Below are 15,215 nucleotides of genomic sequence, written 5' to 3'. Positions count from 1 at the left end.
GATCTCCTGGGCGCGGCCGGCACCAGCCGGGCCGGAGAAGCTCGCCCTCCGGTTCGGCGAGATCATTCGGGCCACGTCGCCCCGGTGCGGCAGGGCCCGGCCGGGGCCCGGCTCCGGCTCGCCGAGACAGGCCGCAAGGCGCCGCGCCACTTTGTTCCGGCCCCGCACCGCGGTCCCCCGGCACAGCCGGGGCCGGCGCACGGTGAAGCCCGTCGGCGCCGTCAAGCGAGAGCGCCCGGCCGTGCGGGTACGCCGGGTGACAGCTCCGCGCCCGCGGTACCTCTCCGTGGCAGTCCGCCCCGGCTGCGCGTAACGTGACGCACCATGAGGATCTGCGCCCCTGCCGGATGCTGTCGCACACCGCTGTCACCAGCCGCACAAAAGTCTGACCTGCGGGGGGACGGACTGTCATGAGAGTCCTCATCAGCGCCGACATGGAGGGCGCCACCGGCGTCACCTGGCCGGACGACGTGATGCCCGGCGCGTCCCAGTGGGAGCGCTGCCGCTCGCTGTTCACCTCCGACGTCAACGCCGCCGTGCTCGGGTTCTACGACGGCGGCGCCGACGAGGTGCTCATCAACGAGGCGCACTCGACGATGCGCAACCTGTTGCTGGAACAACTGGACGAACGGGCCCAGATGCTCACCGGACGGCACAAGGCGCTGTCCATGGTGGAGGGTGTGCAGCACGGCGACGTCGACGGCATCGCGTTCGTCGGCTACCACGCGGGCGCCGGCATGGAGGGCGTCCTCGCCCACACCTACCTCGCCAACTCCATCACCGGCGTCTGGCTGAACGACGTACGGGCGAGCGAGGGACTGCTCAACGCGCACGTCGTCGCGGAGTTCGGGGTGCCGGTCGTGCTGGTCACCGGGGACGACGTCGCCTGCGAGGACGCGCTCGGGTACGCGCCCGGGGCACTGAAGGTCGCGGTGAAGGACCATGTGTCGCGCTACGCGGCCGTGTGCCGTACGCCCGCCCGCACCGCGGCCGACATCCGGGCCGCCGCCAAGGAGGCCGCCGCGCTGGCGGTGCGTCACGAACCCGTGCGCGGTGGGCCGTTCACCGTCACCGTCGAGTTCGACGCGGAGCATCTGGCGATGGCCGCCACCGTCGTGCCGGGTGTGGACCGGATCGCGGAGCGGAAGGTGGCGTACACGAGCGAGACCATGTACGAGGGCATCCGCGCCTTCAAGGCGGTCACCACGATCGTCTCGGCCGCGGTGGAGGAGCAGTATGGCTGAGCAGGTGGACGAGCGGGCGCTGGACGAGGTCGTGACCTTCACGTCCGACCTGATCCGGATCGACACCACCAACCGGGGCGGCGGGGACTGCCAGGAGCGGCCCGCCGCCGAGTACGCCGCGGCGCGGCTCGCCGAGGCGCGCCTGGAGCCGGCCTTGCTGGAGCGCACCCGGGGGCGGACCAACGTCGTCGCCCGAGTCGAGGGGACCGACCCGTCGGCCGGCGCGCTGCTGCTCCACGGCCATCTGGACGTCGTGCCCGCCGCGGCAGCCGACTGGAGCGTCCACCCGTTCTCCGGGGAGATCCGCGACGGCGTCGTCTGGGGGCGCGGCGCCGTCGACATGAAGAACATGGACGCCATGATCCTGGCCGTCGTGCGCGCCTGGGCCCGGCTGGGCGTCCGGCCCCGCCGGGACATCGTCATCGCGTTCACCGCCGACGAGGAGGCCAGTGCCGAGGACGGCTCCGGATTCCTCGCCGATGAGCACGCCGCCCTGTTCGAGGGCTGCACCGAGGGCATCAGCGAGTCGGGTGCCTTCACCTTCCACGACGGCGGCGGGCGGCAGATCTACCCGATCGCGGCCGGGGAACGCGGCACCGCCTGGCTGAAGCTCACCGCCCGTGGGCGCGCAGGGCACGGCTCCAAGGTGAACCGGGACAACGCGGTGACCCGGCTCTCGGCCGCCATCACCCGCATCGGCGAGCACGAGTGGCCGCTGCGGCCCACCCCGACCGTACGCGCGGCGCTCACCGAACTCGCCGCGCTCTACGGCATCGACAGCGAGCTGACCGACGTGGACACGCTGCTCGACAAGCTGGGCCCCGTGGCGAAGCTCGTCGAGTCGACCGTGCGCAACAGCGCCAACCCGACGATGCTGGACGCGGGGTACAAGGTCAACGTGATCCCCGGCGAGGCCGTGGCGTACGTGGACGGCCGGTATCTGCCCGGCGGCGAGGAGGAGTTCCGCAGCACGCTCGACCGGCTCACCGGGCCGGACGTCGAGTGGGAGTTCCACCACCGCGAGGTCGCCCTTCAGTCGCCGCTCGACTCGCCGACGTACGCCCGGATGCGGGCTGCCGTCGAGGAGTTCGCCCCCGAGGGGCACGTCGTGCCGTACTGCATGTCCGGTGGCACGGACGCCAAGCAGTTCTCGCGCCTCGGCATCACCGGCTACGGCTTCACCCCGCTGAAGCTGCCGGAGGGCTACGACTACGCCGCCATGTTCCACGGCGTCGACGAGCGGGTACCGGTCGAGGCGCTGCACTTCGGCGTCCGGGTGCTCGACCGGTTCCTGCGGACGGCCTGACGAGTGGGGGAGACGGTGCGGACGCTGGCGTACGGGTCATGGCCCTCGCCCATCGACGCGGCCATGGCGGCCGCGCACGACGGGCACCCGGAGTACGTGGGCTTCGTCGGTGACGAGGTGTGGTGGACCGAGCCGCGCCCCGCCGAGGGCGGCAGGCGCACTCTGGTGCGCCGGCACACCGACGGCCGGGAGGAGTCGCTGCTGCCCGCGCCGTGGAACGTGCGCAGCCGGGTCATCGAGTACGGCGGGCATCCTTGGGCAGCCCTCGCGGGCGACGAGGGCCCGCTGGTGGTGTTCGTGAACTTCGCCGACCAGCGGCTGTACCGCTGGGAGCCGGGCGGCGAACCCCGCCCGCTCACGCCCGTGTCCCCGGTGGGCGGAGGCCTGCGCTGGGCGGAGCCGCTGCCGCGGACCGAGCGGGGCGAGGTGTGGTGCGTGCTGGAGGAGTTCACCGGCGACGGACCCACCGACGTGCGTCGGGTCCTGGCCGCGGTACCGCTGGACGGCTCCGCCGCCCAGGACCGGGACGCCGTACGCGAACTCACCGACGACCGGCACCGGTTCGTGACCGGGCCGAAGCTGTCGCCCGACGGGCGGAAGGCGGCCTGGCTCGCCTGGGACCATCCGCGCATGCCGTGGGACGGCAGCGAACTGGTCCTCGCCGACGTCGGCCCCGACGGCACCCTGCACGACGCCCGGACCGTGGCCGGCGGGCCAGGCGAGTCCATCGCCCAGGTTGACTTCACCCACGACGGCCGCCTGCTCCACGTGAGCGACCGCACCGGCTGGTGGAACCTCTACCTCGGCGGGGAGCCTTCCCCGCCCTCCGGGCCGGGGGACCCCCACCCCGCTGCGCTCGCCCCGCGCGAGGAGGAGTTCGGCGGGGCGCTGTGGCAGCTGGGGTCGAGATGGTTCACACCGCTGGAGAGCGGTCTGATCGCCGTCGTGCACGGCCGGGGCGCCACCGCCCTCGGCCTCCTGGACCCCGAGACGAGCGAGGTCGTCGACGCGGCCGGCCCCTGGACCGAGTTCGCTCCCACCCTCGCGGCCCACGGCGACCGGGTCGTCGCCGTCGGGGCCGGCCCGCGCAGCGCCTACGAGGTGGTCGAGCTGGACACCAGCACCGGCCACGCCCGTGTCATCGGCGCCGAGCACGACGACGCCGTCGACCCCGCGTACTACCCCGAGCCGCAGATCCGCACCTTCACCGGCCCGGACGGACGCGACATCCACGCCCACATCTACCCGCCCCACCACCCCGGCTGTGTCGCCTCCGGAGACGAACTGCCGCCCTACGTCGTCCGGGCCCACGGCGGACCCACCGGACGCGCCCCGCTGGTGCTGGACCTGGAGATCGCCTACTTCACCTCGCGCGGCATCGGCATCGCCGAGGTCGACTACGGCGGCTCCACGGGATACGGCCGTCCGTACCGCGAGCGGCTGCGCGAGCAGTGGGGCGTGGTCGACGTCGAGGACTGCGCCGCCGTCGCCCTGGCCCTCGCCGACGAGGGCACGGCCGACCGCGACCGGCTCGCCGTGCGGGGTGGCAGCGCGGGCGGCTGGACCGCGGCCGCCTCCCTCACCACGACCGACGTCTACGCCTGCGGCACCATCAAGTACCCCATCCTCGACCTCACCGGCTGGGGCACGGGGGAGACCCACGACTTCGAGTCGCACTACCTGGAGAGCCTGATCGGGCCGCTCACCGAGGTGCCCGCGCGGTACGCGGAGCGCTCGCCCGCCGCTCAAGCCGACCGCCTCACCGTGCCGTTCCTGCTGCTCCAGGGCCTGGATGACGTGATCTGCCCGCCCGCCCAGTGCGAGCGGTTCCTGGCCCGGCTGGAGGGCCGGAAGGTGCCGCACGCCTACCTCGCCTTCGAGGGGGAGGGACACGGGTTCCGCAGGGCGGAGACCATGGTGCGCGCCCTGGAGGCCGAACTCTCCCTGTACGCCCAGGCGTTCGGCCTGAACCCGCCCGGGGTCCCGGCCTTGGAGCTCGCCGAGTGAGACCGCTCGTCCGACCGCCCCGGCTCGCCCCCGGCGCCCGCGTCGCCGTCGTCGCCCCCAGCGGGCCGGTGCCCGAGGAGCGGCTCCAGGCCGGGCTCGACATCCTGCGCGGCTGGGACCTCGACCCCGTGGTCGCGCCCCATGTGCTCGGCCGGCACGACGAGTTGGGCTACCTGGCCGGCACGGACGAGCAGCGGGCCGCTGACCTCCAGCACGCCTGGTGCGATCCGTCCGTCGCCGCGGTGCTGTGCGCGCGGGGCGGGTACGGGGCACAGCGCACGGTCGACCTGCTCGACTGGGACGCGATGCGAGCCGCGGGCCCGAAGGTCTTCGCCGGGTTCAGCGACATCACCGTCCTGCACCAGGCCTTCGCCACCCGCCTGGGCCTGGTCACCCTGTACGGACCCGCGGCCGCCGGCGTCGACTTCCTCAAGAACGCCCGGGCCCAGGAGCACCTGCGGGCCACCCTGTTCGAGCCGGAGACCGTGCGGACCGTCACGGCGGTGCCGGGGGGTGCCGCGCTGGTGCCGGGGCACGCCCGGGGTGTCACCCTGGGCGGCTGCCTCAGCCTGCTCGCGAGCGACCTCGGCACCCCGCACGCCCGCGCCGGGGCCCGGGGCGGGCTGCTGTTGATGGAGGACGTCGGCGAGAGCCCGTACCGGCTGGACCGGTACCTGACCCAACTCCGGCGTGCGGGCTGGCTGGACGGGGTCGCGGGGATCCTGCTCGGGTCCTGGGAGGCGTGCGGCCCGTACGAGCGGCTGCGGGCGGTCTTCGCCGACCGGCTGGGCGGGCTCGGTGTCCCGGTCGTGGAGGAGTTCGGGTTCGGGCACTGCTCGGGCGCGCTGACCATGCCCTTCGGGCTGGTGGCCGAACTGGACGCGCAGGCAGGCACGTTGACATTCGACGAACCGGCCCTGAGCTGAGTCGGGCCGCCACCGAAATACGCCAGGAAGCCGGCCGATCGTACCCAGCACTCCGCCGACGCGGGCGGCGAACCGGCCCTGTTCGCCCAGGTCCACGGCGTCGCCCCCGACGGCACCCGCGCCCTCGCGCCGCCTGGTCGCCCCCGGTCCGGGTACCGGACGTGACCCAGAACCCCACCGTCGCGCCGCCCGGCCCCGTGCACCGGTGCGAGACCGGGAACCGGCTGCGGTTCGTGATCGCGGCGAGCGACGACGTGCACTCGGGCAACAAGGGGATCAAGCCGGTGGCGGCGGTCGGCGGGCCGCGGAACACCGGGTGCTCCGGCTACCGGTCGTGGGGCGCCGACGGCACGGCTGGGGACAGACAGCCGGCGCGGTTACTGTGGCGGGGTGCCGCACCAGACATCCCGCTACCTCGCCGCAGGCCCCCGGGTGGGCCTGCGCCACTTCACCTACGAGGACGGCGCCGAGTTCACCGCCCGCGCCCGGGAGAGCAAGGACCTGCACCGCCCGTGGCTCTTCCCGCCCGACACCGTCCAGGCGTACACGGCGTACGCGGGCCGGCTGATCGAGGACCCGTCCAAGGCGGGGTTCCTGGTGTGCGAGAAGAGCGACGGGTCCATCGGCGGGTTCATCAACATCAACAACATCGTCGAGGGCGGCTTCTGGTCCGGGGCCCTCGGCTACGGCGCCTTCGCGCACGCCGCCGGGCGCGGACTGATGCGCGAAGGACTCGACCTCGTCGTGCGGCACGCGTTCGGCCCCATGCGGCTGCACCGGCTGGAGATCAACGTCCAGCCCGGGAACGCCGCGTCGATCGCCCTGGCCCGGGCCTGCGGGTTCCGCCTGGAGGGCTTCTCGCCGAAGATGCTGTTCGTCGACGGGGCCTGGCGCGACCACCAGCGCTGGGCGATCACCGCCGAGATGATCACGGAGCCGGGGCGGCGCTGAGCCGGCCCCGGCCGGGATCACGCCTGGCGGTCCACGTACTCGTAGACCGACCCGTCCGGATGCAGGGCGATCAGGTTGCGGCCCGCCGGCGAGGCGATGGGGCCCGCGACGATGTGGGCGCCCAGCTCGGTGAGCACCTTGTGGGTCTCCTCGACGTCCGTCACGGCGATGGTGGCGGCGACCTTGCGCAGCACCTCCAGTTCGGCCGGCGGACCGCTCATCAGCAGGAAGCAGCCGATCGCCGCCACCTGGACACCACCCCGTTCGAAGCGCTGGGCTCTGCCGCCCGCCAGTCGCTCGTAGAAGGGGATCGCGGTCTCGAGGTCGTCGACGCAGACGCGCAGTGTGGCACCCATAATCTCCATGGGCACGAGCCTAGTTGGGTCGGGCGGAGTGGGAGATCACTCCACACGATCTCCCCCGCCGGCCGGGCGCCGGGCCCCGGGACGCGGAGTTATGCGGCAGGGGCGCGGGTACCCGGCCGGGCATGAAGCCGTTGCATCACCTGGAGCATCTGGACAAGCACCTGGTCGACGAGCTGGCACAGGTGGCGCGCGAGACCGTACGCGACGAACTGCGCGAGCAGACGCGCAAGCAGCGCCGCAAGGCCGCGCTGTACGCCGCGTCCGGCGCCCTCGCCCTGTACGCCGGCGCGGCCCTCGCGCTCGCCGTGGGACTGGCCCTCGCTCCCGGCCTGCCCGACTGGGCCGCGGCGCTGATCACCGCCGTGATCCTGGGCGTCATGGCCTGTGTGGTGCGCGGCATGGCCCGGCCCTCCCGCCCGGGCCCCGGGCACGCGGCCGGTACCGCCTCGGGCCGCGGCCGCGGGGGGCCTGCCGTATCCGCCCGTACCGCCGGCCCCGCCCGGCGGGCCCGCCCCGGACGCCGTGCCCCCGCGGCCGGCGGACACCCCGGGCGTACCCCGCCACCGGGCGTGATGCCGAGTGCGCAGGACTGCACCATCGCACCAGCACGGCCGCGTGGTCGTCGTGACCGGAGCCAGCGGCGGGGTGGGACGGGCCACGGCCCGGGCCTTCGCCGCCCGCGGCGACACCGTCGTCCTGCTCGCCCGCGGACGTGAGGGACTCGCCGCCGCGGCGGACGACGTCCGGCGCGCCGGGGGAGAGGCGCTCGTCATCGGCGTGGACGTCTCCGACGCCAAGGCCGTCGACGAGGCCGCCCAGCAGGTCGTCGACACGTACGGCCACATCGACGTCTGGGTCAACAACGCCTTCACCGGCGTGTTCGCCCCGTTCACGGAACTCTCCCCGGACGAGTTCCGCCGCGTCACCGAAGTGACGTACCTGGGCTATGTGTTCGGTACCCGGGCCGCCCTGCGGCACATGCTGCCGCGCGACCGCGGCACGATCGTGCAGGTCGGCTCCGCGCTCGCCTACCGGGGCATCCCCCTGCAGTCGGCGTACTGCGGGGCCAAGCACGCCATCCAGGGGTTCAACGAGTCCCTGCGCTGCGAACTGCTGCACGCGCACAGCAAGGTGCGCACGACGATGGTGCAGCTGCCGGGCCTGAACACCCCGCAGTTCGACTGGGTGCTGAACCGGATGCCGGGCCGGGCCCGGCCCGTCGCGCCCGTGTACCAGCCGGAGGTCGCGGCCCGGGCCGTCGTGCACGCCTCGTCGCACGCCCGGCGCCGCGAGTACTGGGTGGGCGGCTCCACGGCCGCCACGCTCATCGCCAACGCGATCGTCCCCGGGCTGCTGGACCGGTACCTGGCGCGCACCAACTTCGACGCGCAGCAGGACGAGGGCGCCCACGACGGGCCGGCGAACCTGTGGGCCCCGGCGGACGGCGCGCACGGGCACGACTTCGGCGCCCACGGGCGCTTCGACGACGAGGCCACGGACGACAGCCCGCAGCAGTGGCTGTCGCGCAACCGGGGGTGGATGGGCGCGGCTCTCACGGTGGGCGCCGGAGCGCTGGCGGCACGCAAGCTGGCCGGGGCGGTACGGCGTTAGTTCCGCTGCGCGGCGGAGACGGCACCCTCGGTGCCGTCTCCGCCGTCGCCGTTCTCCGCTTCGAGGAACCGGAGCAGCACGGCCGCCTCCGCCCGGAGCCGTTCGGCCCGGGCGGCGTGCGCGGGGGCGGTCAGCCGGGCCGCCGCCTCCAGCCGTTCGGCGGCCTCGGCACGCACGACGTCCAGCACCTCACGTTCACCGAGCTCGCGCCGCACCGCCTCGGTCGCACCGGCACCGACCGGCGACTGTTCGAGCGCCCCGGCGCGGAGCGCGGACTCGTCCACCGGCACCGCCTCAGCGTTGTCCAGTGCCGCCAGCGTCCCCCGCAGGGCGCTCACCGCCGCTTTGTCCCGGGCACGCATCGCGTCCGGCAGGGCATCACGCATACGAAGGCGTACAGACATGCCGGCGACTCTAGGCGACCGGGGTATTCCACCACCTCCGGTTTTCGCCTGCTCTCGTCGGACGGACTGTCAGACGGACTGCTGGAGCTGCGGCAGCACCTTCGTGCGGTAGAAGTCGAAGAAGCCGCGCATGTCCGGGCCGATCTGGTTGACGTAGACCCGGTCGTAGCCCGCGTCGGCGAACTGCTTCAGCTCCGCCACGTGCTCGTCCACGTCGTCGCCGCACACCCTGTTCTCGCGCACCATGTCCTCGGTGACCAGCTGCTGAGCCTGCTCGAAGTGCTTGGGCGACGGCAGCACCTGGCCCAGCTCGCCCGGCAGCTGCTCGTTGGCCCAGAGCCGGTGCACGGTGCGTACGGCCTCGTCCTTGTCGGTGCCGTAGCAGACCTTGGTGCCGCCGCTGACCAGCTTTCCACCGCCCCCGCCCTTGCGGTACTGCTCCACCATCGTCTCGTCCGGCATCACCGAGATGTAGCCGTCGCCGACGCGGGAGGCGAGCTGGGTCGCCGCCGGGCCGAAGCCGGAGATGTCGATCGGGATCGGCTCGTCCGGGACCGTGTACAGGCGGGCGTTCTCCACCGTGTAGTGCGGGCCGTGGTGGTTGACCTCCTCACCGGTGAACAGCCGGCGCATCACCTGGATGGCCTCCTCCAGCATCTCCAGCCGCACGTGGGCCGGCGGCCAGTGGTCGCCCAGGATGTGCTCGTTGAGCGCCTCGCCGGAGCCGACGCCGAGCCGGAAGCGGTTGTTCGTCATCACCGCGCTGGTCGCGGCGGCCTGCGCCACCACCGCGGGGTGCATCCGCACGGTCGGGCAGGTCACCGCCGTCTCGATCGGCAGGGACACCGCCTCGGACAGCGCGCCGATCACCGACCACACGAACGGGCTCTGGCCCTGCTCGTCGTTCCACGGGTGGTAGTGGTCCGAGATCCACAGCGCCTGGAATCCGGCCTGCTCGGCCATCCGCGCCTGCTCGATCAGTTCGGCGGGGCCGTACTGCTCGCACGAGAGGAAGTAACCGTATTCGGGCATGGGGGAGTGCCTCCGCGACATCGGCGGTCCGTATCCCGCACCGGGTACCCGGGCGGGGGGCCGGAAACCGGCGGCATTCGAGCCTGCCGCGGCACCAGGGAACCCCGCCGGACGTTTGGGTGCCCTGGCCAGGGGGACGCGGAAGTCTCCCGAGCTACGCGACAGGCCGGAGGCGAGCGAACCGTGAGTCGACCCCGCATCGTGATCGTCGGTGCCGGTTTCGCCGGGTACCGTACGGCCCGCACCCTGTCCCGGCTCACCCGGGGCCGGGCCCACATCACCCTTCTGAACCCCACCGACTACTTCCTGTACCTGCCCCTGCTGCCCCAGGTCGCCGCCGGCATCCTGGAACCGCGCCGGGTCACGGTCTCCCTCTCGGACACGCTGCCGAACATACGGCTGGTGCTGGGCGAGGCCGACCGGATCGACCTCGACGACCGCACCCTGCACTACACCGGCCCCGAGGGGGAGGACGGCACCCTCTCCTACGACCGGCTGGTGCTGGCCGCGGGCAGCGTCAACAAGCTGCTGCCCATCCCGGGCGTCGCCGAGCACGCGCACGGTTTCCGGGGGCTGCCCGAGGCGCTGTACCTGCGCGACCACGTGACCCGGCAGGTGGAGCTGGCGGCCGCCGCCGACGACCCGAAGACCTGCGCCGCCCGCTGCACCTTCGTCGTGGTCGGAGCGGGATACACCGGCACGGAGGTCGCCGCGCACGGGCAGATGTTCACCGACGCGCAGGTCCGCAAACATCCGCTGCGGCGGGGCATGCGGCCGCGCTGGATACTGCTGGACGTGGCGCCGCGGGTGCTGCCGGAGATGGACGAGAAGCTGTCCGCCACCGCCGACCGGGTTCTGCGGCAGCGGGGCGTGGACGTGCGGATGGGCACCTCCGTGAAGGAGGCCACGCACGACGGGGTCGTGCTGACCGACGGCGAGTTCGTCGCGTCACGGACGCTGGTGTGGTGCGTGGGCGTACGGCCCGACCCGCTGGTCGAGTCCCTCGGGCTGCCGATGGAGAAGGGGCGGCTGCTCGTCGATCCGCATCTGCGGGTGCCGGGGCGGCCCGAACTTTTCGCGTGCGGTGACGTGGCCGCGGTGCCCGATCTGGAGAATCCGGGCAGCTACACGCCGATGACCGCGCAGCACGCCTGGCGGCACGGCAAGGTCGCGGCCGAGAACGTCGCCGCCTCGCTCGGCCTCGGCGGCGCGCGCAAGCCCTACCGCCATCGCGACCTCGGCTTCGTGGTCGACCTGGGTGGCGCGAAGGCCGCGGCCAACCCGCTCGGCGTGACCCTCTCCGGCGTACCGGCCGGAGCGGTGACCCGCGGCTACCACCTCGCCGCGATGCCCGGCAACCGCGTCCGCGTGGCCGCCGACTGGCTGCTGGACGCCGTACTGCCGCGCCAGGCCGTGCAGTTGGGGCTCGTACGGTCCTGGTCCGTGCCACTGGACACGTCCTCGCCGGAGGTGGCCAGGGTGGCGGGCGGACCCGAGCGGCGGCAGGAGGCGAGCGCCCGGTCCGGGCCGGGGGCGGCGATCGCGTCCGACACGAAGGAAGAGGGGACCGGCACCGGGGGACCCCGGCCCCAGGGTGAGCCCGCGAAGGGGCAGCCCGGACCCGAGGCGGCGGACACGCGGCCCGGGTCCGGGGCCGCGGTGCCCCGGTCCGAGGCGGAGACGCCGAAGGGGCGCTCGGGTGGTGAGTCGGCCGGGAGCCGGCCGGGTTCCGGGGCGGCGGTGCCCCGGTCCGAGGCGGAGACGTCGAAGGGGCGCCCGGGTGGTGAACCGCCGGGTGACCGGTCCGGCGGCGAGCCCGTAGCGGGACAGCCGGACGGTCAGACCGCCAGGAACCGGCGCGGCGAGCCCGCGAGGAATCAGCCCGGTGGTGAACCCGCGAGGAATCAGCCCGGTGGCGAGCCCGCGAGGAATCAGCCCGGTGGTGAACCCGCGAAGGGCCAGCCGGGCGGCGAGCCCGCGAAGAACCAGCCCCGGCCTTCCGCCACCCCCGAACCCCCGGCCGACCAGCCACCCCCGGAGCCCGGTACCGCCCCCGGCCCCGTCAAGCGAACCGACGTCCCGGACGACTCCGCGAAAGGAGACTCATGAACACCGGTGAACTCACCGACCTCGGACAGCAGCTGCGGGTGGACAGTGTCCGCGCAGCCGCCGCCGCGGGATCTGGGCATCCGACGTCCTCGATGTCCGCGGCGGACCTGATGGCGGTCCTGTTCGCGCACCATTTCCGCTATGACTTCGACCGCCCGGCCCACCCCGGCAACGACCGCTTCGTCCTGTCCAAGGGGCACGCTTCCCCGCTGCTGTACGCCGCGTACAAGGCGGTCGGGGCCATCGACGACGAGGAGCTGCTCACCTTCCGCAAGCTGGGCAGCCGCCTCGAAGGCCACCCCACCCCGCAGCGCCTGCCGTGGGTCGAGACGGCCACCGGCTCTCTCGGGCAGGGCCTGCCGGTCGCTGTCGGCATCGCGCTGGCCGGCAAGCGCCTGGACCGCACCGGCTACCGCACGTGGGTGCTGTGCGGCGACAGCGAGCTGGCCGAGGGATCCGTGTGGGAGGCCGCCGAGCACGCCGGGTACGAGCACCTGGACAACCTCACCGTGATCGTCGACGTCAACCGGCTCGGCCAGCGCGGCCCCACCCGGCACGGCCACGACCTGGACGCCTACGCCCGCCGCTTCCAGGCCTTCGACTGGCACACCATCGAGGTCGACGGCCACGACGTGGACGCCGTCGACCGCGCCTACGGAGAGGCCGCCTCCACCAAGGGACAGCCCACCGCGATCCTGGCCCGCACCCTCAAGGGCAAGGGCGTCGAGGGCGTCCAGGACCGCGAGGGCCTGCACGGCAAGCCGCTGCCCGAGGCCGATGACGCGATCGCCGAGCTCGGCGGCCCGCGCGACATCCGCGTCCCGGTGCAGGAGCCGCCCGCCACCCGCATGCTGCACTCCGTCCACACCGGGAACTTCGAACTCCCGACGTGGGACAAGGACGAGGAGGTCGCCACCCGCAACGCCTTCGGCGAAGCACTGGCCGCTCTCGGCACCGGCCGCGGCGACATCGTCGCCCTGGACGGCGAGGTCGGTGACTCCACCCGCGCCGAGTTCTTCGCCAAGGAGCACCCCGACCGCTACTTCGAGTGCTACATCGCGGAACAGCAGCTGGTCGCCTCCGCGGTCGGGCTCGCGGCCCGCGGTTGGGTGCCGTACGCCACCACGTTCGCGGCCTTCCTGACCCGGGCCTACGACTTCATCCGGATGGCCTCCGTCAGCGGCTCCGGCATCAACCTCGTCGGCTCCCACGCGGGTGTCGCCATCGGCCAGGACGGGCCCAGCCAGATGGGTCTGGAGGATCTGGCGATGATGCGGGCGGTGCACGGCTCGACCGTGCTGTACCCGTGCGACGCCAACCAGACCGCGCGGCTCGTCGGCGCGATGGCCGGGCTGGAGGGCGTCCGCTACCTGCGCACCTCGCGCGGCGAGAGCCCGGTGATCTACGGCCCGGACGAGGAGTTCCCGATCGGCGGGAGCAAGGTGCTGCGCTCCTCCGACCGCGACCGGCTGACCCTCGTCGCGGCGGGCGTCACGGTGCACGAGGCACTGGCCGCGGCCGACGCCCTGGAGCAGGAGGGCATCCAGGTGCGGGTGGTCGACCTGTACTCCGTGAAGCCCGTCGACCGGGCCACGCTGCGCCGGGCCGCCGAGGAGACCGGCTGCCTGGTCACCGTGGAGGACCACCACCCGGAGGGCGGCCTCGGGGACGCGGTCCTCGACGCCTTCACCGACGGGAGCCCCGTCCCGCGTCTGGTACGGCTCGGCGTCCGCTCGATGCCGGGCTCGGCGTCCCCTGAAGAGCAGTTGCACGCCGCGGGCATCGACGCGGAGTCGATCGCGGCGGCCGGACGGCTGCTGGTGGAGGAAGCGGTCGTGCGGTGAGCGGCGGCGACGGCACGCGCAAGGTGCGGGCGGGCCGCCGCACGGTGGAGGTGCACCGGACGGACAAGGTGCTCTTCCCCGGTGGCGGCGACGCCAAGGAGTACACCAAGGGCGACCTGGTGGACTACCACAGGGCCGTCGCGCCCTTCATGCTGCCCCACCTGCGCGGCCGCCCGCTGATGCTGGAGCGGCACCCGGACGGCCTCGACGGGCCCACGTTCATGCAGAAGAACACCCCGGACCACTACCCGGAGTGGATCACCCGCGTCGAGCTGGCCAAGGAGGGCGGCACCGTCTGCCACACCGTGTGCGACGACACCGCCATCCTGCTCTACCTGGTCGACCAGGCGAGCATCACGCTGCACCGCTGGTTGTCCCGCGCCGACAGCCTCGATCACCCCGACCGGATGGTCTTCGACCTCGACCCGACGGGCGACGACTTCGAGGCCGTGCGCGAGGCCGCCCGGCTGCTCGGGGAACTGCTCGACGAGCTGGAGCTGCCCTCGGCGCTGATGACGACCGGATCTCGTGGGCTGCATGTGATCGTGCCGCTGAACGGCCGGCACGACTTCGACGAGGTTCGCGCCTTCGCCCGGGAGGTCGCCGACACCCTCGCCGAGGCCCACCCCGACCGGCTCACCACCGCCGTCCGCAAGAAGGAGCGTGGCGGACGGCTCTACCTCGACATCCAGCGCAACGCCTACGCCCAGACCGCCGTCGCGCCCTTCACGGTCCGGTCCCGGCCGGGCGCGCCCGTGGCGACCCCCATCACCTGGGACCAGCTGGACGACCCGGAGCTCGGCGCCCGCCGCTGGACCATCGCCGACGCCCTCGAGCAGGCCCGCGGGAACCCCTGGTCGGGCCTGCTGAACCGCGGCCGGGCGCTGGGGCCGGCCCGGCGCCGGCTGGCCGCCCTGCGCGGTTGAGCGGGGCCGCCTCCTCTCCGGGCGGATGGCAGATGCATATGTCCGGAGAGGTTTGGCGAACACGCTTGCGGCCACACGGAGGGGGAGGTGGCCATGTCGAACACAAACAACACGCAAGAGTCACAGAGTTCACAGAAGTCACAGGACTCTCGGAATTCGAGCAAAGCGAACGACAACCAGACGGCCCGGAAGCGGCCGAGCCCCATGGAAGTGCTGCGTCAGGCACGCGGCCAGCTCGCGGAACTCACCGGCATGGAAGCCGAATCCGTGTCGTCCTTCGAGCAGACGGAGGAGGGCTGGGCGCTGGAGGTCGAGGTCCTCGAACTCGAGCGCGTGCCCGACACGATGAGCCTGATGGCGAGCTACCAGGTGGAACTCGACCCCGAGGGGCAGCTCACGGGTTACCGGCGCGTCCGCCGCTACGAACGCGGTCGGTCCGACGCGCGCAGGCCCGGCGGCCGCTAGGCCGCCCGGCCGGACCCGCACCCAC

14 protein-coding genes are annotated in these 15,215 nt (G+C 73.3%); 11 read left to right on the top strand and 3 right to left on the bottom strand.

Features of this window, described 5'->3' with window-relative positions:
* The first annotated feature begins 410 nt into the window (after nucleotides 1-410).
* From ACWD1U_RS00205 to ACWD1U_RS00185, 5 genes are all read left to right on the top strand, one after another.
* Nucleotides 411-1,244, top strand: a complete 834-nt coding sequence (locus tag ACWD1U_RS00205) for a M55 family metallopeptidase (protein WP_451103410.1) — start codon at nucleotides 411-413, stop codon at nucleotides 1,242-1,244.
* Entirely contained in the window at nucleotides 1,237-2,550 is a 1,314-nt protein-coding gene (locus ACWD1U_RS00200) for a M20/M25/M40 family metallo-hydrolase (protein WP_451103409.1), read from the top strand. The genes ACWD1U_RS00205 and ACWD1U_RS00200 overlap by 8 nt, the downstream gene beginning before the upstream one ends.
* A gap of 3 nt (nucleotides 2,551-2,553) precedes the next feature.
* Nucleotides 2,554-4,557, top strand: a complete 2,004-nt coding sequence (locus ACWD1U_RS00195; RefSeq protein ID WP_451103408.1) for a S9 family peptidase — start codon at nucleotides 2,554-2,556, stop codon at nucleotides 4,555-4,557.
* Nucleotides 4,554-5,483 carry a S66 peptidase family protein gene (locus ACWD1U_RS00190; RefSeq protein WP_451103407.1) on the top strand — a complete coding sequence of 310 codons (930 nt, stop codon included), beginning with the start codon at nucleotides 4,554-4,556 and terminating at the stop codon, nucleotides 5,481-5,483. Before ACWD1U_RS00195 ends, ACWD1U_RS00190 begins: the two co-directional genes overlap by 4 nt.
* Before the next feature lie 390 nt (nucleotides 5,484-5,873).
* Complete coding sequence (locus tag ACWD1U_RS00185; protein WP_451103406.1) at nucleotides 5,874-6,434, top strand: GNAT family N-acetyltransferase; 561 nt, start codon at nucleotides 5,874-5,876, stop codon at nucleotides 6,432-6,434.
* A 17-nt stretch (nucleotides 6,435-6,451) separates the two neighbouring features.
* Here the strand turns inward: ACWD1U_RS00185 and ACWD1U_RS00180 are convergent, their stop codons facing one another.
* Nucleotides 6,452-6,799, bottom strand: a complete 348-nt coding sequence (locus tag ACWD1U_RS00180; protein ID WP_451103405.1) for a VOC family protein — start codon at nucleotides 6,797-6,799, stop codon at nucleotides 6,452-6,454.
* 122 nt (nucleotides 6,800-6,921) lie between these two features.
* Here ACWD1U_RS00180 and ACWD1U_RS00175 point away from each other — a divergent pair, with 122 nt between their 5' ends.
* Both ACWD1U_RS00175 and ACWD1U_RS00170 read left to right on the top strand, forming a co-directional pair.
* Nucleotides 6,922-7,515, top strand: coding sequence for a phage holin family protein (locus tag ACWD1U_RS00175; RefSeq protein ID WP_451103404.1), 594 nt, complete (start codon nucleotides 6,922-6,924; stop codon nucleotides 7,513-7,515).
* Nucleotides 7,415-8,410 (top strand): SDR family oxidoreductase, encoded by a 996-nt coding sequence (locus ACWD1U_RS00170; RefSeq protein ID WP_451103403.1) that lies wholly within the window; start codon nucleotides 7,415-7,417, stop codon nucleotides 8,408-8,410. The genes ACWD1U_RS00175 and ACWD1U_RS00170 overlap by 101 nt, the downstream gene beginning before the upstream one ends.
* Here ACWD1U_RS00170 and ACWD1U_RS00165 read toward each other — a convergent pair.
* Nucleotides 8,407-8,772 carry a hypothetical protein gene (locus ACWD1U_RS00165; protein WP_451103946.1) on the bottom strand — a complete coding sequence of 122 codons (366 nt, stop codon included), beginning with the start codon at nucleotides 8,770-8,772 and terminating at the stop codon, nucleotides 8,407-8,409. The two genes, ACWD1U_RS00170 and ACWD1U_RS00165, sit on opposite strands and share 4 nt — an antisense overlap.
* A 111-nt stretch (nucleotides 8,773-8,883) precedes the next feature.
* Nucleotides 8,884-9,846 (bottom strand): LLM class F420-dependent oxidoreductase, encoded by a 963-nt coding sequence (locus tag ACWD1U_RS00160; RefSeq protein WP_451103402.1) that lies wholly within the window; start codon nucleotides 9,844-9,846, stop codon nucleotides 8,884-8,886.
* 183 nt (nucleotides 9,847-10,029) lie between these two features.
* Here ACWD1U_RS00160 and ACWD1U_RS00155 point away from each other — a divergent pair, with 183 nt between their 5' ends.
* From ACWD1U_RS00155 to ACWD1U_RS00140, 4 genes are all read left to right on the top strand, one after another.
* Complete coding sequence (locus ACWD1U_RS00155) at nucleotides 10,030-11,955, top strand: FAD-dependent oxidoreductase (protein ID WP_451103401.1); 1,926 nt, start codon at nucleotides 10,030-10,032, stop codon at nucleotides 11,953-11,955.
* Nucleotides 11,952-13,799 carry a transketolase gene (locus ACWD1U_RS00150; RefSeq protein WP_451103400.1) on the top strand — a complete coding sequence of 616 codons (1,848 nt, stop codon included), beginning with the start codon at nucleotides 11,952-11,954 and terminating at the stop codon, nucleotides 13,797-13,799. Before ACWD1U_RS00155 ends, ACWD1U_RS00150 begins: the two co-directional genes overlap by 4 nt.
* Nucleotides 13,796-14,725, top strand: coding sequence for a non-homologous end-joining DNA ligase (gene ligD / locus ACWD1U_RS00145; protein WP_451103399.1), 930 nt, complete (start codon nucleotides 13,796-13,798; stop codon nucleotides 14,723-14,725). Before ACWD1U_RS00150 ends, ligD begins: the two co-directional genes overlap by 4 nt.
* A gap of 93 nt (nucleotides 14,726-14,818) precedes the next feature.
* Nucleotides 14,819-15,190: a gas vesicle protein GvpO gene (locus tag ACWD1U_RS00140; protein ID WP_451103945.1), complete on the top strand. Its 372-nt coding sequence runs from the start codon at nucleotides 14,819-14,821 to the stop codon at nucleotides 15,188-15,190.
* Nucleotides 15,191-15,215 lie beyond the last annotated feature (25 nt).

The sequence above is a fragment of the Streptomyces sp. NPDC002788 genome (assembly GCF_053592115.1).
Note: the sequence above shows the minus strand (reverse complement) of the source record. Positions and strands in the feature narration are given on the sequence as shown.

Coding starts and splice junctions, on each gene's coding strand:
- ACWD1U_RS00205 (WP_451103410.1), top strand. CDS start 411: ATGAGAGTCCTCATCAGCGCCGACATGGAGGGCGCCACCGGCGTCACC.
- ACWD1U_RS00200 (WP_451103409.1), top strand. CDS start 1,237: ATGGCTGAGCAGGTGGACGAGCGGGCGCTGGACGAGGTCGTGACCTTC.
- ACWD1U_RS00180 (WP_451103405.1), bottom strand. CDS start 6,799: ATGGAGATTATGGGTGCCACACTGCGCGTCTGCGTCGACGACCTCGAG.
- ACWD1U_RS00175 (WP_451103404.1), top strand. CDS start 6,922: ATGAAGCCGTTGCATCACCTGGAGCATCTGGACAAGCACCTGGTCGAC.
- ACWD1U_RS00165 (WP_451103946.1), bottom strand. CDS start 8,772: ATGCGTGCCCGGGACAAAGCGGCGGTGAGCGCCCTGCGGGGGACGCTG.
- ACWD1U_RS00160 (WP_451103402.1), bottom strand. CDS start 9,846: ATGCCCGAATACGGTTACTTCCTCTCGTGCGAGCAGTACGGCCCCGCC.
- ACWD1U_RS00150 (WP_451103400.1), top strand. CDS start 11,952: ATGAACACCGGTGAACTCACCGACCTCGGACAGCAGCTGCGGGTGGAC.
- ACWD1U_RS00140 (WP_451103945.1), top strand. CDS start 14,819: ATGTCGAACACAAACAACACGCAAGAGTCACAGAGTTCACAGAAGTCA.